Origin of the sequence: Cronobacter malonaticus LMG 23826 (assembly GCF_001277215.2) — a bacterium.
Lineage (GTDB): Bacteria > Pseudomonadota > Gammaproteobacteria > Enterobacterales > Enterobacteriaceae > Cronobacter > Cronobacter malonaticus.
In genome coordinates this window covers 3,814,815-3,830,997 of the sequence record NZ_CP013940.1, presented here as the reverse complement: position 1 = coordinate 3,830,997, position 16,183 = coordinate 3,814,815, and the positions used below count along the sequence as shown (strand labels likewise).

The 16,183-nt window shown below is 52.9% G+C and carries 10 protein-coding genes, 6 tRNA genes and 3 rRNA genes; 18 read left to right on the top strand and 1 reads right to left on the bottom strand.

Going from position 1 to position 16,183, the window contains the following annotated elements:
- The first annotated feature begins 13 nt into the window (after window positions 1-13).
- From pepQ to birA, 11 genes are all read left to right on the top strand, one after another.
- Window positions 14-1,345, top strand: a complete 1,332-nt coding sequence (gene pepQ / locus AFK66_RS17970; RefSeq protein ID WP_023899610.1) for a Xaa-Pro dipeptidase — start codon at window positions 14-16, stop codon at window positions 1,343-1,345.
- Window positions 1,345-1,956, top strand: a complete 612-nt coding sequence (locus AFK66_RS17965) for an IMPACT family protein (protein ID WP_032983049.1) — start codon at window positions 1,345-1,347, stop codon at window positions 1,954-1,956. The genes pepQ and AFK66_RS17965 overlap by 1 nt, the downstream gene beginning before the upstream one ends.
- A 39-nt stretch (window positions 1,957-1,995) precedes the next feature.
- Window positions 1,996-3,447: a Trk system potassium transporter TrkH gene (gene trkH, locus AFK66_RS17960; protein ID WP_007704604.1), complete on the top strand. Its 1,452-nt coding sequence runs from the start codon at window positions 1,996-1,998 to the stop codon at window positions 3,445-3,447.
- Window positions 3,448-3,457: 10 nt separating this feature from the next.
- Window positions 3,458-3,991 carry a menaquinone-dependent protoporphyrinogen IX dehydrogenase gene (gene hemG, locus AFK66_RS17955; RefSeq protein ID WP_007780208.1) on the top strand — a complete coding sequence of 178 codons (534 nt, stop codon included), beginning with the start codon at window positions 3,458-3,460 and terminating at the stop codon, window positions 3,989-3,991.
- A 376-nt stretch (window positions 3,992-4,367) separates the two neighbouring features.
- Window positions 4,368-5,909 (top strand): 16S ribosomal RNA (locus AFK66_RS17950).
- Window positions 5,910-5,977: 68 nt separating this feature from the next.
- A tRNA-Ile gene (locus tag AFK66_RS17945) sits at window positions 5,978-6,054 on the top strand.
- 33 nt (window positions 6,055-6,087) lie between these two features.
- Window positions 6,088-6,163, top strand: a tRNA-Ala gene (locus AFK66_RS17940).
- 168 nt (window positions 6,164-6,331) lie between these two features.
- Window positions 6,332-9,233 (top strand): 23S ribosomal RNA (locus AFK66_RS17935).
- Window positions 9,234-9,325: 92 nt separating this feature from the next.
- A 5S ribosomal RNA gene (gene rrf / locus AFK66_RS17930) occupies window positions 9,326-9,441 on the top strand.
- The 16S, 23S and 5S rRNA genes sit together here with 2 tRNA genes alongside, the layout of an rRNA operon.
- 196 nt (window positions 9,442-9,637) lie before the next feature.
- Window positions 9,638-10,666, top strand: coding sequence for a UDP-N-acetylmuramate dehydrogenase (gene murB / locus AFK66_RS17925; RefSeq protein ID WP_007780210.1), 1,029 nt, complete (start codon window positions 9,638-9,640; stop codon window positions 10,664-10,666).
- The gene (gene birA / locus AFK66_RS17920; RefSeq protein ID WP_007780213.1) at window positions 10,663-11,625 is read left to right on the top strand and encodes a bifunctional biotin--[acetyl-CoA-carboxylase] ligase/biotin operon repressor BirA; all 963 of its coding nucleotides are present in this window, start codon (window positions 10,663-10,665) and stop codon (window positions 11,623-11,625) included. The genes murB and birA overlap by 4 nt, the downstream gene beginning before the upstream one ends.
- Before the next feature lie 36 nt (window positions 11,626-11,661).
- On the opposite strand, the gene coaA is transcribed toward birA, so the two are convergent.
- A complete protein-coding gene (gene coaA, locus AFK66_RS17915) occupies window positions 11,662-12,612 on the bottom strand; it encodes a type I pantothenate kinase (protein WP_007780215.1) in 951 nt (316 codons plus the stop codon).
- Window positions 12,613-13,150: 538 nt separating this feature from the next.
- On the opposite strand from coaA, the gene AFK66_RS17905 reads away from it, so the two are divergent.
- The 7 genes from AFK66_RS17905 to nusG all read left to right on the top strand — a co-directional run bounded on the left by AFK66_RS17905 (window position 13,151) and on the right by nusG (window position 16,048).
- Window positions 13,151-13,226 (top strand) — tRNA-Thr (locus AFK66_RS17905).
- Between the two features lie 9 nt (window positions 13,227-13,235).
- Window positions 13,236-13,320 (top strand) — tRNA-Tyr (locus AFK66_RS17900).
- 109 nt (window positions 13,321-13,429) lie between these two features.
- Window positions 13,430-13,504, top strand: a tRNA-Gly gene (locus AFK66_RS17895).
- A 6-nt stretch (window positions 13,505-13,510) separates the two neighbouring features.
- Window positions 13,511-13,586, top strand: a tRNA-Thr gene (locus AFK66_RS17890).
- Window positions 13,587-13,698: 112 nt separating this feature from the next.
- Window positions 13,699-14,883, top strand: coding sequence for an elongation factor Tu (gene tuf, locus AFK66_RS17885; protein ID WP_007872666.1), 1,185 nt, complete (start codon window positions 13,699-13,701; stop codon window positions 14,881-14,883).
- A gap of 234 nt (window positions 14,884-15,117) precedes the next feature.
- The gene (gene secE / locus AFK66_RS17880) at window positions 15,118-15,501 is read left to right on the top strand and encodes a preprotein translocase subunit SecE (protein WP_004387083.1); all 384 of its coding nucleotides are present in this window, start codon (window positions 15,118-15,120) and stop codon (window positions 15,499-15,501) included.
- Window position 15,502: 1 nt separating this feature from the next.
- Window positions 15,503-16,048: a transcription termination/antitermination protein NusG gene (gene nusG, locus AFK66_RS17875; protein WP_001287521.1), complete on the top strand. Its 546-nt coding sequence runs from the start codon at window positions 15,503-15,505 to the stop codon at window positions 16,046-16,048.
- Window positions 16,049-16,183: the final 135 nt, after the last annotated feature.

Below are 16,183 nucleotides of genomic sequence, written 5' to 3'. Positions count from 1 at the left end.
TTAAAGGTAAAGTATGGATTCGCTGACCACCCTCTATAAAAATCATCTGGATACGCTCCAGGAGCGTACCCGCAACGTCCTTGCCCGCTTTAATCTGGACGCGCTGCTTATCCACTCCGGGGAACTGTTTAACGTCTTTTTAGACGATCATCCCTATCCGTTTAAGGTGAATCCGCAGTTCAAAGCGTGGGTGCCGGTGACGCAGGTGCCAAACTGCTGGTTGCTGGTGGATGGCGTGAACAAGCCGAAGCTGTGGTTTTATCTGCCGGTGGATTACTGGCATAACGTCGAGCCGCTGCCGAGTGCGTTCTGGACAGACGAGATAGACATTATCGCGCTGCCGAAAGCTGACGACATCGGCGGCCAGCTGCCTGCCGCGCGCGGCAATATCGCGTATATCGGCCCGGTGCCGGAGCGCGCGCTGAAACTGGAATTGCCAGCTGATAAAATTAACCCGAAAGGCGTGATTGATTATCTGCACTTCTACCGCGCGTATAAGACGGATTACGAGCTGGCCTGCATGCGCGAAGCGCAGAAGACGGCGGTTAACGGCCACCGCGCCGCACATGAAGCGTTTCTGTCCGGCATGAGCGAATTCGATATAAACCTTGCCTACCTGACCGCAACCGGCCATCGCGATACCGATGTGCCTTACAGCAATATCGTGGCGCTCAATGAACACGCCGCTGTGCTGCATTACACCCGTCTCGATCACCGCGCGCCGTCTGAGATGCGCAGCTTCCTGCTGGACGCGGGTGCAGAATATAACGGTTATGCGGCCGATTTAACCCGCACTTGGGCAGCTGACAGCGACAGCGATTTCGCAGCTTTGATTAAAGACGTGAATGAAGAACAGCTGGCGCTGATTGGCACCATGAAAGCGGGCGTCAGTTATATCGATTACCACATTCAGTTCCATCAGCGCATCGCGAAGCTGCTGCGCCGTCATCAGATTGTCACGGACATCAGCGAAGAAGCGATGGTGGAAGCCGACATTACCGGGCCGTTTATGCCGCACGGTATCGGGCATCCACTGGGCTTACAGGTGCATGATGTCGCGGGCTTTATGCAGGACGACAGTGGCACGCATCTGGCTGCACCGGCGAAATATCCTTATCTGCGCTGCACGCGCGTATTGCAGCCGCGTATGGTGCTGACGATTGAGCCGGGGATTTACTTTATTGAGTCGCTGCTGGCGCCGTGGCGCGAAGGCCCGTTCAGTAAGCACTTCAACTGGCAGAAAATCGAGGCGCTGAAGCCGTTCGGCGGTATCCGCATTGAGGATAACGTGGTCATTCACGAACACGGTGTGGAAAACATGACCCGGGATCTGAAGCTCGCCTGATGGAGAGCTGGCTAGTTCCGGCCTTGCCGGTGATCTTTACAGAAGAGATCAAAAAGAGCCGCTTTATTACGTTGCTCGGCCATACCGAGGGCGTGGAAGCGGCCAAAGCGTTCGTTGTGCAGGCGCGCGCCGATTACCCGGATGCCAGGCATTATTGCCAGGCATGGGTGGCGGGCGCGCCCGATGATTCGCAGCAGCTCGGGTTCTCGGACGACGGTGAACCGGCGGGCACGGCCGGAAAACCGATGCTGGCGCAGCTGATGGGCAGCGGCGTCGGCGAGATTACTGCCGTGGTGGTGCGCTATTTCGGCGGCGTTAAGCTTGGCACCGGCGGGCTGGTGAAAGCCTACGGCGGCGGTGTTCAACAGGCGTTAACGCAGCTTGAAACCACACTCAAAGTGCCGCTGACGGAATATACTTTGCTGTGCGATTACGCGCAGCTCGCAGGTGTGGAAACGCTGCTCGGTCAGTTTAACGGCAGGGTGGTGGAGAGCGCGTTTCAGGCCAATGTGGCGTTGCGCGTGGCGCTTCCGTATACGCAGGTGGCGGCTTTTTCGGCAAAGCTTGCCGACTTTAGCCGTGGTGCATTGCATTTGTTGTCGGTTGAATAATAATCCTCTCCTTCATTTTGATTCCAAAGGAAACGGCAGATGCATTTTCGCGCCATTACCCGAATCGTTGGTCTACTGGTTATCCTGTTTTCCGGGACAATGATCATTCCCGGCCTGGTGGCCCTGCTATACCGCGACGGCGCGGGACGCGCTTTCACTCAAACCTTTTTTGTCGCGCTGGCTATCGGCGCGGCGCTCTGGTGGCCGAACCGTCACCAGAAGCGCGAGCTGAAATCGCGCGAAGGGTTTCTTATTGTCGTGCTCTTCTGGACGGTGCTGGGCAGCGTCGGGGCCCTGCCGTTTATCTTCTCCGAGCGGCCTAACCTCACGATTACTGACGCCTTTTTCGAATCCTTTTCCGGGCTGACGACCACGGGCGCGACCACGCTGGTGGGGCTTGATTCTCTGCCGCATGCCATCCTTTTCTATCGCCAGATGCTGCAATGGTTCGGCGGGATGGGGATCATTGTGCTGGCGGTGGCGATTCTGCCCATTCTCGGCGTCGGTGGGATGCAGCTGTACCGCGCTGAAATGCCAGGGCCGCTCAAAGACAATAAAATGCGCCCGCGTATTGCCGAAACGGCGAAAACGCTGTGGCTGATTTATGTTTTGTTGACGGTGGCGTGCGCGCTGGCGCTGTGGTTTGCGGGAATGCCCGCCTTTGACGCGATTGGCCACAGCTTTGCCACTATCGCTATCGGCGGATTTTCTACTCACGATGCCAGCGTCGGGTATTTCGCCAGCCCGACCATTAACACTATTATTGCTATCTTTCTGCTGATCTCCGGCTGTAACTACGGCCTGCACTTTTCTCTGCTCAGCGGGCGTAGCCTTAAAGTCTATTCCCGCGATCCGGAATTTCGTATGTTTATCGGCGTGCAACTGACGCTGGTCTTTATCTGTACGCTGGTGCTCTGGTTCCATGACACGTACGACTCGGCGATAACGACGCTTAACCAGGCGTTTTTCCAGGTGGTGTCGATGGCGACGACGGCGGGCTTCACGACGGACAGTATCGCGAAGTGGCCGCTTTTCCTGCCGGTGCTGTTGCTCTGCTCGGCATTTATTGGCGGCTGCGCCGGTTCAACCGGCGGCGGTCTTAAAGTTATTCGCATTTTGCTGCTCTTTAAACAGGGCAACCGCGAGCTGAAAAGGCTGGTGCACCCGAACGCGGTCTACAGTATTAAGCTTGGCAACCGCGCGTTGCCGGAGCGTATCCTCGAAGCGGTGTGGGGATTCTTCTCGGCGTATGCGCTGGTGTTCCTGGTCAGCATGCTGGCGATTATCGCGACCGGCGTGGACGACTTCTCGGCATTCGCCTCTGTGGTGGCGACGCTTAATAACCTTGGGCCTGGCCTTGGCGTTGTGGCGGATAACTTCGCCAGTATGAACCCCATCGCTAAGTGGATACTCATTGCCAATATGCTTTTCGGGCGTCTGGAAGTGTTTACGCTTCTGGTGCTGTTCACCCCGACGTTCTGGCGCGAATAAGGAGATAAACGTGAAAACCTTAATTCTGTTTTCCACCCGTGATGGACAAACGCGCGAAATCGCTTTTTATATCGCGTCTCAGCTACAGGAAATGGGCGAAGCGGTGGATGTGGTCAACCTGCATCGCGCTGAAGCGCCAGACTGGACGCAATATAAGAAGGTGGTGATAGGCGCATCGATTCGCTACGGCCATTTTCACCCGACGCTGGACGCGTTTGTAAAACAACATCAGCAGGCGCTTAACGCGCTGCCGGGTGCGTTCTTCTCGGTGAACCTTGTGGCGCGTAAGCCAGAGAAGCGAACGCCGCAGACCAACAGCTATACGCGCAAGTTTCTGATGAACTCGCCCTGGCAGCCCGATCGCTGCGCCGTTTTCGCCGGCGCGCTGCGTTATCCGCGTTATCGCTGGTTTGACCGCTTTATGATTCGCCTGATTATGAAAATGACGGGCGGGGAAACAGATACGTCAAAAGAGGTGGTCTATACGGACTGGCCTCAGGTGGCCCTTTTTGCGCAGGAAATCGCCCGCCTGAACCGCGATTAGTATTCTTTTCCGGCACATTGCCTGGAAATTAAGCGAACGAAAACTTTTTTGAAATTAGGGGTTGTCAGGCGAAGAGAACTCCCTATAATGCGCCTCCACTGACACGGCACAACGGCAAACGAGCCAGCCCGTCAGGCAGACGAAAGCGAAAATAAACGCTTGACTCTGAAAGAGGAAAGCGTAATATACGCCACCTCGCGACAGCAGGCTGAAGGCCGCGTCGCACTGCTCTTTAACAATTTATCAGACAATCTGTGTGGGCACTCGGGGCACTGATATCTTAACGTCTACGGACGATAAACGAATATCAAGTCTCAAGTGAACAACAGTTAATTCATTACGAACTAACAGTTTAATTCTTTGAGCATCAGACTTTTAATTGAAGAGTTTGATCATGGCTCAGATTGAACGCTGGCGGCAGGCCTAACACATGCAAGTCGAACGGTAACAGGGAGCAGCTTGCTGCTCTGCTGACGAGTGGCGGACGGGTGAGTAATGTCTGGGAAACTGCCTGATGGAGGGGGATAACTACTGGAAACGGTAGCTAATACCGCATAACGTCTTCGGACCAAAGTGGGGGACCTTCGGGCCTCATGCCATCAGATGTGCCCAGATGGGATTAGCTAGTAGGTGGGGTAACGGCTCACCTAGGCGACGATCCCTAGCTGGTCTGAGAGGATGACCAGCCACACTGGAACTGAGACACGGTCCAGACTCCTACGGGAGGCAGCAGTGGGGAATATTGCACAATGGGCGCAAGCCTGATGCAGCCATGCCGCGTGTATGAAGAAGGCCTTCGGGTTGTAAAGTACTTTCAGCGGGGAGGAAGGCGTTGTGGTTAATAACCACAGCGATTGACGTTACCCGCAGAAGAAGCACCGGCTAACTCCGTGCCAGCAGCCGCGGTAATACGGAGGGTGCAAGCGTTAATCGGAATTACTGGGCGTAAAGCGCACGCAGGCGGTTGATTAAGTCAGATGTGAAATCCCCGGGCTCAACCTGGGAACTGCATTTGAAACTGGTCAGCTTGAGTCTCGTAGAGGGGGGTAGAATTCCAGGTGTAGCGGTGAAATGCGTAGAGATCTGGAGGAATACCGGTGGCGAAGGCGGCCCCCTGGACGAAGACTGACGCTCAGGTGCGAAAGCGTGGGGAGCAAACAGGATTAGATACCCTGGTAGTCCACGCCGTAAACGATGTCGACTTGGAGGTTGTGCCCTTGAGGCGTGGCTTCCGGAGCTAACGCGTTAAGTCGACCGCCTGGGGAGTACGGCCGCAAGGTTAAAACTCAAATGAATTGACGGGGGCCCGCACAAGCGGTGGAGCATGTGGTTTAATTCGATGCAACGCGAAGAACCTTACCTGGTCTTGACATCCAGAGAATCCTGCAGAGATGCGGGAGTGCCTTCGGGAACTCTGAGACAGGTGCTGCATGGCTGTCGTCAGCTCGTGTTGTGAAATGTTGGGTTAAGTCCCGCAACGAGCGCAACCCTTATCCTTTGTTGCCAGCGGTTCGGCCGGGAACTCAAAGGAGACTGCCGGTGATAAACCGGAGGAAGGTGGGGATGACGTCAAGTCATCATGGCCCTTACGACCAGGGCTACACACGTGCTACAATGGCGCATACAAAGAGAAGCGACCTCGCGAGAGCAAGCGGACCTCATAAAGTGCGTCGTAGTCCGGATTGGAGTCTGCAACTCGACTCCATGAAGTCGGAATCGCTAGTAATCGTGGATCAGAATGCCACGGTGAATACGTTCCCGGGCCTTGTACACACCGCCCGTCACACCATGGGAGTGGGTTGCAAAAGAAGTAGGTAGCTTAACCTTCGGGAGGGCGCTTACCACTTTGTGATTCATGACTGGGGTGAAGTCGTAACAAGGTAACCGTAGGGGAACCTGCGGTTGGATCACCTCCTTACCTGAAAGATACAACCTCGCGTGCTCACACAGATTGTCTGATAGAAAGTAAAGAAGCAAAACCTCTACAGGCTTGTAGCTCAGGTGGTTAGAGCGCACCCCTGATAAGGGTGAGGTCGGTGGTTCAAGTCCACTCAGGCCTACCAACTCCACAGGAGTTGAAGAGGTTTAACTACGATGGGGCTATAGCTCAGCTGGGAGAGCGCCTGCTTTGCACGCAGGAGGTCTGCGGTTCGATCCCGCATAGCTCCACCATCACTTCAGAGTGTACTCAACGAGTATACTGCGAAGTATTTGCTCTTTAACAATCCGGAACAAGCTGAAAATTGAAACAGACATGCTGTTGCATTCTTCCGTAATCAGGAATGCGCGGTGTGTCAGAGTCTCTCAAACTCGCAGCACGAAGACTTCTTCGGGTTGTGAGGTTAAGCGAACAAGCGTACACGGTGGATGCCCTGGCAGTCAGAGGCGATGAAGGACGTGCTAATCTGCGAAAAGCGCCGGTAAGGTGATATGAACCGTTATAACCGGCGATGTCCGAATGGGGAAACCCGGTGCACTTCGGTGCATCATCGTTAGCTGAATACATAGGCTAACGAAGCGAACCGGGGGAACTGAAACATCTAAGTACCCCGAGGAAAAGAAATCAACCGAGATTCCCCCAGTAGCGGCGAGCGAACGGGGAACAGCCCAGAGCCTGAATCAGCTTGTGTGTCAGTGGAACGGTCTGGAAAGGCCGGCGATACAGGGTGACAGCCCCGTACACGAAGGCACACAGGCTGTGAGCTCGATGAGTAGGGCGGGACACGTGATATCCTGTCTGAAGATGGGGGGACCATCCTCCAAGGCTAAATACTCCTGACTGACCGATAGTGAACCAGTACCGTGAGGGAAAGGCGAAAAGAACCCCGGCGAGGGGAGTGAAACAGAACCTGAAACCGTGTACGTACAAGCAGTGGGAGCCTTCGTAAGAGGGTGACTGCGTACCTTTTGTATAATGGGTCAGCGACTTATATTCTGTAGCAAGGTTAACCGTATAGGGGAGCCGAAGGGAAACCGAGTCTTAATTGGGCGTTAAGTTGCAGGGTATAGACCCGAAACCCGGTGATCTAGCCATGGGCAGGTTGAAGGTTGGGTAACACTAACTGGAGGACCGAACCGACTAATGTTGAAAAATTAGCGGATGACCTGTGGCTGGGGGTGAAAGGCCAATCAAACCGGGAGATAGCTGGTTCTCCCCGAAAGCTATTTAGGTAGCGCCTCGTGAACTCATCTCCGGGGGTAGAGCACTGTTTCGGCTAGGGGGCCATCCCGGCTTACCAACCCGATGCAAACTGCGAATACCGGAGAATGTTATCACGGGAGACACACGGCGGGTGCTAACGTCCGTCGTGAAGAGGGAAACAACCCAGACCGCCAGCTAAGGTCCCAAAGTCATGGTTAAGTGGGAAACGATGTGGGAAGGCCCAGACAGCCAGGATGTTGGCTTAGAAGCAGCCATCATTTAAAGAAAGCGTAATAGCTCACTGGTCGAGTCGGCCTGCGCGGAAGATGTAACGGGGCTAAACCATGCACCGAAGCTGCGGCAGCGACACTATGTGTTGTTGGGTAGGGGAGCGTTCTGTAAGCCTGCGAAGGTGTGCTGTGAGGCATGCTGGAGGTATCAGAAGTGCGAATGCTGACATAAGTAACGATAAAGCGGGTGAAAAGCCCGCTCGCCGGAAGACCAAGGGTTCCTGTCCAACGTTAATCGGGGCAGGGTGAGTCGACCCCTAAGGCGAGGCCGAAAGGCGTAGTCGATGGGAAACAGGTTAATATTCCTGTACTTGGTGTTACTGCGAAGGGGGGACGGAGAAGGCTATGTCAGCCGGGCGACGGTCGTCCCGGTTTAAGCGTGTAGGCTGACTTTCCAGGCAAATCCGGAAGGTTAAGGCTGAGGCGTGATGACGAGGCACCACGGTGCTGAAGTGACAAATGCCCTGCTTCCAGGAAAAGCCTCTAAGCATCAGGTAACATCAAATCGTACCCCAAACCGACACAGGTGGTCAGGTAGAGAATACCAAGGCGCTTGAGAGAACTCGGGTGAAGGAACTAGGCAAAATGGTGCCGTAACTTCGGGAGAAGGCACGCTGACATGTAGGTGAAGCCCCTGCGGGTGGAGCTGAAGTCAGTCGAAGATACCAGCTGGCTGCAACTGTTTATTAAAAACACAGCACTGTGCAAACACGAAAGTGGACGTATACGGTGTGACGCCTGCCCGGTGCCGGAAGGTTAATTGATGGGGTTATCGCAAGAGAAGCTCCTGATCGAAGCCCCGGTAAACGGCGGCCGTAACTATAACGGTCCTAAGGTAGCGAAATTCCTTGTCGGGTAAGTTCCGACCTGCACGAATGGCGTAATGATGGCCAGGCTGTCTCCACCCGAGACTCAGTGAAATTGAACTCGCTGTGAAGATGCAGTGTACCCGCGGCAAGACGGAAAGACCCCGTGAACCTTTACTACAGCTTGACACTGAACATTGAGCCTTGATGTGTAGGATAGGTGGGAGGCTTTGAAGCGTGGACGCCAGTCTGCGTGGAGCCAACCTTGAAATACCACCCTTTAATGTTTGATGTTCTAACCTGGCGCCGTGATCCGGCGTGGGGACAGTGTCTGGTGGGTAGTTTGACTGGGGCGGTCTCCTCCCAAAGTGTAACGGAGGAGCACGAAGGTCAGCTAATCCTGGTCGGACATCAGGAGGTTAGTGCAATGGCATAAGCTGGCTTGACTGCGAGAGTGACGGCTCGAGCAGGTGCGAAAGCAGGTCATAGTGATCCGGTGGTTCTGTATGGAAGGGCCATCGCTCAACGGATAAAAGGTACTCCGGGGATAACAGGCTGATACCGCCCAAGAGTTCATATCGACGGCGGTGTTTGGCACCTCGATGTCGGCTCATCACATCCTGGGGCTGAAGTAGGTCCCAAGGGTATGGCTGTTCGCCATTTAAAGTGGTACGCGAGCTGGGTTTAGAACGTCGTGAGACAGTTCGGTCCCTATCTGCCGTGGGCGCTGGAGAATTGAGGGGGGCTGCTCCCAGTACGAGAGGACCGGAGTGGACGCATCACTGGTGTTCGGGTTGTCATGCCAATGGCACTGCCCGGTAGCTAAATGCGGAAGAGATAAGTGCTGAAAGCATCTAAGCACGAAACTTGCCCCGAGATGAGTTCTCCCTGAGACTGTAAGTCTCCTGAAGGAACGTTGAAGACGACGACGTTGATAGGCCGGGTGTGTAAGCGCAGCGATGCGTTGAGCTAACCGGTACTAATGAACCGTGAGGCTTAACCTTACAACGCCAAAGAAGTCTGGCGTGTTGAGAGAGATATTCAGCTTGTGACGGATAAACGTTCATGGCGGAAGCGGTGAACGAGACAGAATTTGCCTGGCGGCTGTAGCGCGGTGGTCCCACCTGACCCCATGCCGAACTCAGAAGTGAAACGCCGTAGCGCCGATGGTAGTGTGGGGTCTCCCCATGCGAGAGTAGGGAACTGCCAGGCATCAAATAAAAGAACCCCTCAGCACCGCTGAGGGGTTTTTGCTTTTTGAAAGATATATATTTTCAGCTGCCTATTTTCTTTCATCCACAGTTGCGTCTTCTTTTATCTCTCCTTTTGTGTGCTCAGCCAATCACAAAGAAGCTATCAACCTGCTAATCGGTTAAACTGTCCGGGTTTTGACATCAGGACTAATGGCATGAATAACACCCTTAAACCCTACAATACATTCGGTATTGATAAATGCGCGCAGCAGATCGTGACGGCGCATAGTGCAGAGGCGCTGGCTGAAGCATGGCAGCAGGCGCAGGCAGTCTCCCGGCCGGTTTTGATCCTGGGTGAGGGAAGCAACGTGCTATTTCTTGATGATTTCAACGGCACGGTAATTCTGAACCGTATCATGGGCATACAGGTTGAAGAACGGCATGACGCCTGGCTGATACATGCAGGTGCGGGTGAAAACTGGCATCGTCTCGTTGAGTACACACTGGACCATAACATGGCCGGGCTTGAAAACCTGGCACTTATTCCAGGCTGTGCTGGCTCTTCGCCTATTCAGAATATTGGCGCTTATGGCGTAGAGTTTAAACAGCTCTGTCTGTATGTTGACTGCCTTGATTTAATAACGGGCAAGTCGGTTCGTCTTGGTAATAGTGACTGCCGCTTTGGTTACCGCGACAGCATTTTCAAACATGATTACCAGAATCGATATGCCATCACAGGCATTGGTCTTCGTCTTCCTAAAGCATGGTCGCCTGTACTGATCTATGGCGATTTGACACGCTTATCACCTGATACCGTCACACCGCGCCAGGTATTCGATGCAGTATGTCATATGCGTCGTACTAAACTGCCCGATCCTAAGGAATACGGTAATGCTGGCAGCTTCTTCAAAAACCCGGTGATCACTGCAGAAGAAGCTAGTGCGTTATTTATACATTACCCTGATGCGCCGCGTTACCCGCAAAATGATGGGCAGGTAAAACTCGCTGCAGGCTGGCTTATTGATCGGTGTGATATGAAAGGCTATAGCGTCGGCGGCGCGACAGTGCATCGCCATCAGGCCCTGGTGCTTATTAATGAACATAATGCGACCAGTGAAGATATCGTGAAACTCGCGCATGAAGTTCGTCAACGTGTCGGCGAAAAATTTAATGTCTGGCTTGAGCCTGAGGTTCGCTTTATTGGTTCTACTGGTGAGGTGAATGCTGTGGAGACGATTGCTTGAAAGATAATACTATTCCGTTAACCCTGGTTTCGCTTCTTGCCGACGGCGAGTTTCACTCTGGCGAGCAACTTGGTGAAAAGCTGGGAATGAGCCGGGCTGCGATTAACAAGCATATCCAGACGCTACGCGACTGGGGTATTGACGTCTTTACGGTGCCGGGTAAAGGATATAGCCTGCCAGGTCCAATACAGTTACTTAACGAAGCCTACATTCATTCTCATATAAAAAACGGTTCAGTCACAGTGCTGCCTGTTATTGATTCTACAAACCAATATTTACTGGACAGACTTTCTGAGCTTGATTCTGGCGACGCCTGTATCGCTGAATATCAGCAGGCTGGTCGTGGGCGTCGTGGCCGTAAATGGTTCTCACCGTTTGGGGCAAACCTTTATCTTTCTATGTACTGGCGTCTTGAGCAGGGGCCTGCCGCTGCTATCGGTTTAAGCCTGGTTATTGGTATCGTGATGGCTGAAGTACTGCACGAACTGGGAGCCGATCAGGTACGCGTTAAATGGCCTAACGATCTTTATCTGAGTGACAGAAAGCTGGCTGGTATTCTTGTTGAGCTTACGGGAAAAACGGGCGATGCAGCACAGATAGTGATTGGCGCGGGTATCAACCTCGCGATGCGGCAGGTAGAAAGCGACATCGTGAATCAGGGTTGGATTAATCTTCAGGAGGCGGGTATTAAGGTTGACAGAAACGAGCTGGCCGTCAGGTTGATTGAAAAGCTGCGCGCGTCTTTGCGGCAATTTGAGCAAGAGGGGCTGGCTCCCTTCTTAACCCGCTGGGAAAAGCTGGATAATTTTATTCACCGCCAGGTTAAACTTATTATTGGTGAGCGGGAAATATACGGGATTTCGCGTGGTATAGATAATCAGGGAGCGCTATTGCTGGAGCAAAACGGTGTGATAAAACCCTGGGTGGGCGGCGAGATTTCATTACGCAGCGCAGAATGAAAAAAGGGAGCCTGGCTCCCTTTTTTACTGTCTGCTTTATTTTCTTAAGCGGACACAGTCGACGGCATGGTTCGCGCTCTTGGTCATGATGAGGCTGGCCCGTTCTCGAGTTGGTAAGATATTCTCTTTCAGGTTCAACCAGTTAATCTCTTTCCATAACTGTGTGGCGATATTTACCGCTTCATCTTCTGACAGTTTGGCGTAGTTATGAAAATAAGAGTCTGGATCGGTAAACGCGCCCTCACGGAATTTCAGAAAGCGGTTGATATACCAGCGCTGTAGTAAATCCTCTGGCGCATCCACATAAATAGAGAAATCGACGAAGTCTGAAACAAAGACATGATGTGGATCATGAGGATAATCCATACCGCTTTGCAGAACGTTTAGCCCTTCAAGAATAAGTATATCCGGCTGATTAACGACCTTATCCCCATCGGGGATGACATCGTAAATGAGATGTGAATAAACCGGCGCGGTGACATTCGGCACGCCTGATTTAATATCAGAAACAAACTTAACCAGGCGATGCATATCGTACGACTGGGGAAAGCCTTTCTTCTTCATCAGATTACGTTCTTTTAAAACCGCGTTCGGATGAAGGAAACCATCGGTCGTAATCAGCTCTACGCGACGGTGCTCAGGCCAGCGGCTTAACAGCGCCTGCAATACGCGAGCAGTCGTACTTTTACCCACCGCAACGCTACCTGCAATGCTGATAATATAAGGTATGCGCTGACCATTGGTGCCGAGAAACTGCTCAAGTACGGCCTGCCGGCGTAAGTTGGAGCTAATATAAAAATTGAGCAAGCGCGATAGCGGCAGATAAATTTCCGCCACTTCTTCAAGAGAGAGGTCTTCGTTAATGCCCTTCAGGCGCGCTATTTCGCCTTCGGTAAGCGTCATCGGTACGGAATCGCGCAGGGCGGCCCACTGGCTCCGGTTAAACTGGAGATAAGGGGACGTTAAGGTTTGATCTTTATTACTCATAAGCATGCTTCTGCCTGTTATTCAGGACAAAATGAAAACCCTTTGCTCAGCGCTGTGATGCTTTCATCGTAGACCGCTTAATGGCACGCCGGGTAAGCGAGAATTTCACAATGGGCAGGAGGGTAACATCAGATCAAAAGGAATAATAAGAAAAAATCTTCCTCACTTTCCTTTCTCCGAAAAGCATCACGCTTCTTAACGTTAATTGTATAAAGCTTGTCCGCTGGTAAGGGGTTGTCTCTGACTGATGTAAACCCAACGGCGAGCGAGACGATGAAAGCATTCTTTGTAATGCTTAAATCAGAAGCGTTTTGGGCACAGGAAGCACATAAATAGATTGTAAAACGCACTTGGGCGATTTTGTCTCTTAGCGTCATCGCTATCAACAGTTGCCGCCAGGTGTGGATTATTTCATCATGAGTGGCTGAAAAGGCGTCAGAAATGCGCGTTAATGCGCAAAATGTGAGCAATAGATCGGATTAAGCAATTTTTTTGTTGCATGCGCGCGCCGCTATTCCTAGAATGCGCGCTACTTGATGCCGGCTTAGCTCAGTAGGTAGAGCAACTGACTTGTAATCAGTAGGTCACCAGTTCGATTCCGGTAGCCGGCACCATCAAGTTCAGGTGGGGTTCCCGAGCGGCCAAAGGGAGCAGACTGTAAATCTGCCGTCACAGACTTCGAAGGTTCGAATCCTTCCCCCACCACCATTTCCGGCTTCGCGATTGCGATGCCAGAGTTGGTCGGTAAGCCTGCCAGCTCAAGCAAAAAAGAATTTCTTTTTTGTACAGAAAGAACTGGGTAGCCGAGTTTCAGGATGCGGGCATCGTATAATGGCTATTACCTCAGCCTTCCAAGCTGATGATGCGGGTTCGATTCCCGCTGCCCGCTCCAGGATGTGCTGATATAGCTCAGTTGGTAGAGCGCACCCTTGGTAAGGGTGAGGTCGGCAGTTCGAATCTGCCTATCAGCACCACTTCTCAATCTCCTCCCTGTTTCTCTTCTGTAGATGTATTCAACAAATTCAGGCAAACGCCTGGTTGATGTGGTGATACCACCGATTTATCCGTGTCTTAGAGGGACAATCGATGTCTAAAGAAAAGTTTGAACGTACAAAACCGCACGTTAACGTCGGTACTATCGGCCACGTTGACCATGGTAAAACAACGCTGACCGCTGCCATCACTACCGTTCTGGCGAAAACCTACGGTGGTTCTGCTCGTGCATTCGACCAGATCGATAACGCGCCGGAAGAAAAAGCTCGTGGTATCACCATCAACACCTCTCACGTTGAATATGACACCCCGACCCGCCACTACGCGCACGTTGACTGCCCGGGCCACGCCGACTACGTGAAAAACATGATCACCGGTGCTGCTCAGATGGACGGCGCTATCCTGGTTGTTGCTGCGACTGACGGCCCGATGCCGCAGACCCGTGAGCACATCCTGCTGGGTCGTCAGGTAGGCGTTCCGTACATCATCGTGTTCCTGAACAAATGCGACATGGTTGATGACGAAGAGCTGCTGGAACTGGTTGAGATGGAAGTGCGTGAGCTGCTGTCTCAGTACGACTTCCCGGGCGACGACACCCCGATCGTTCGTGGCTCTGCTCTGAAAGCGCTGGAAGGCGACGCAGAGTGGGAAGCGAAAATCATCGAGCTGGCTGGTCATCTGGATTCCTACATCCCGGAACCGGAGCGCGCGATTGACAAGCCGTTCCTGCTGCCGATCGAAGACGTATTCTCCATCTCCGGTCGTGGTACCGTTGTTACCGGTCGTGTAGAGCGCGGTATCATCAAGGTTGGTGAAGAAGTTGAAATCGTGGGTATCAAAGACACCGCGAAATCCACCTGTACCGGCGTTGAAATGTTCCGCAAACTGCTGGACGAAGGCCGTGCGGGCGAGAACGTAGGTGTTCTGCTGCGTGGTATCAAACGTGAAGAAATCGAACGTGGTCAGGTACTGGCTAAGCCGGGCTCCATCAAGCCGCACACCAAGTTCGAATCTGAAGTGTACATTCTGTCCAAAGACGAAGGCGGCCGTCACACTCCGTTCTTCAAAGGCTACCGTCCGCAGTTCTACTTCCGTACAACTGACGTGACTGGCACCATCGAACTGCCGGAAGGCGTGGAGATGGTAATGCCGGGCGACAACATCAAAATGGTTGTTACCCTGATCCACCCGATCGCGATGGATGACGGTCTGCGTTTCGCAATCCGCGAAGGCGGCCGTACCGTTGGCGCGGGCGTGGTTGCTAAAGTTCTCGGCTAATCGCTGATAACATTTGACGCAATGCGCAATAAAAGGGCATCATTTGATGCCCTTTTTGCACGCTCTCGGCCCAGAACCTGGCTCATCAGTGATTTATTCCACATAATCATTGCTGAGACAGGCTCTGCAGATAGCGTAACTCCGAAGCGCAATGTAAAACGAGCAATTCGGTCTGGCTTGCCTCGCATGTGCGGGGCAAAAATGTTTGTCTGATTTACTATGACAGGTTGGTTTATGAGTGCGAATACCGAAGCTCAGGGAAGCGGGCGCGGCCTGGAAGTGATGAAGTGGTTGGTTGTCGCTGCGCTGCTGATCGTAGCTATCGTAGGCAACTTTCTTTACCGTGAGGTGACTCTGCCGCTGCGTGCTCTTGCGGTAGTTATTCTGATTGCTGCAGCGGGTGGTGTCGCGCTGTTGACGACAAAAGGTAAAGCTACGGTCGCCTTTGCCCGTGAAGCGAGAACCGAAGTCCGTAAGGTTATTTGGCCGACTCGCCAGGAAACGTTGCACACCACATTAATCGTGGCTGCAGTGACCGCAGTTATGTCACTGATCCTGTGGGGGCTGGATGGTATTCTGGTCCGCCTGGTATCCTTTATCACTGGCCTGAGGTTCTGAGATGTCTGAAGCACCTAAAAAGCGCTGGTACGTCGTTCAGGCGTTTTCCGGTTTTGAAGGCCGCGTAGCAACGTCGCTGCGTGAGCATATCAAATTACACAACATGGAAGAGTTGTTTGGCGAAGTCATGGTTCCCACCGAAGAGGTAGTGGAAATCCGTGGCGGCCAGCGTCGCAAAAGTGAGCGCAAATTCTTCCCCGGTTATGTGTTAGTTCAGATGGTCATGAACGACGCAAGCTGGCACCTGGTGCGTAGCGTACCTCGCGTGATGGGCTTCATCGGCGGTACGTCTGACCGTCCGGCGCCAATCAGCGACAAAGAAGTGGACGCTATCATGAACCGCCTGCAGCAGGTTGGCGATAAACCGCGTCCGAAAACGCTGTTTGAGCCGGGTGAAATGGTTCGTGTTAATGACGGTCCGTTTGCTGACTTTAACGGCGTGGTGGAAGAAGTCGATTACGAGAAAAGCCGCCTGAAAGTGTCGGTTTCTATCTTCGGTCGTGCTACGCCGGTTGAGCTTGATTTCAGCCAGGTAGAAAAAGCGTAAGCTGAGTTCGAAAAACCAGCGGTTAACCGTTGCACAGGGCGCGAGATTGGAATACAATTTCGCGCCTTTTGTTTTTATGGGGCCAACCCATAAAACGTTTTAATCACGGGGAGCCTCGTCGAGGCGCTAGACCCA

Coding starts and splice junctions, on each gene's coding strand:
- pepQ (WP_023899610.1), top strand. CDS start 14: ATGGATTCGCTGACCACCCTCTATAAAAATCATCTGGATACGCTCCAG.
- AFK66_RS17965 (WP_032983049.1), top strand. CDS start 1,345: ATGGAGAGCTGGCTAGTTCCGGCCTTGCCGGTGATCTTTACAGAAGAG.
- trkH (WP_007704604.1), top strand. CDS start 1,996: ATGCATTTTCGCGCCATTACCCGAATCGTTGGTCTACTGGTTATCCTG.
- murB (WP_007780210.1), top strand. CDS start 9,638: ATGAATAACACCCTTAAACCCTACAATACATTCGGTATTGATAAATGC.
- coaA (WP_007780215.1), bottom strand. CDS start 12,612: ATGAGTAATAAAGATCAAACCTTAACGTCCCCTTATCTCCAGTTTAAC.
- tuf (WP_007872666.1), top strand. CDS start 13,699: ATGTCTAAAGAAAAGTTTGAACGTACAAAACCGCACGTTAACGTCGGT.
- secE (WP_004387083.1), top strand. CDS start 15,118: ATGAGTGCGAATACCGAAGCTCAGGGAAGCGGGCGCGGCCTGGAAGTG.
- nusG (WP_001287521.1), top strand. CDS start 15,503: ATGTCTGAAGCACCTAAAAAGCGCTGGTACGTCGTTCAGGCGTTTTCC.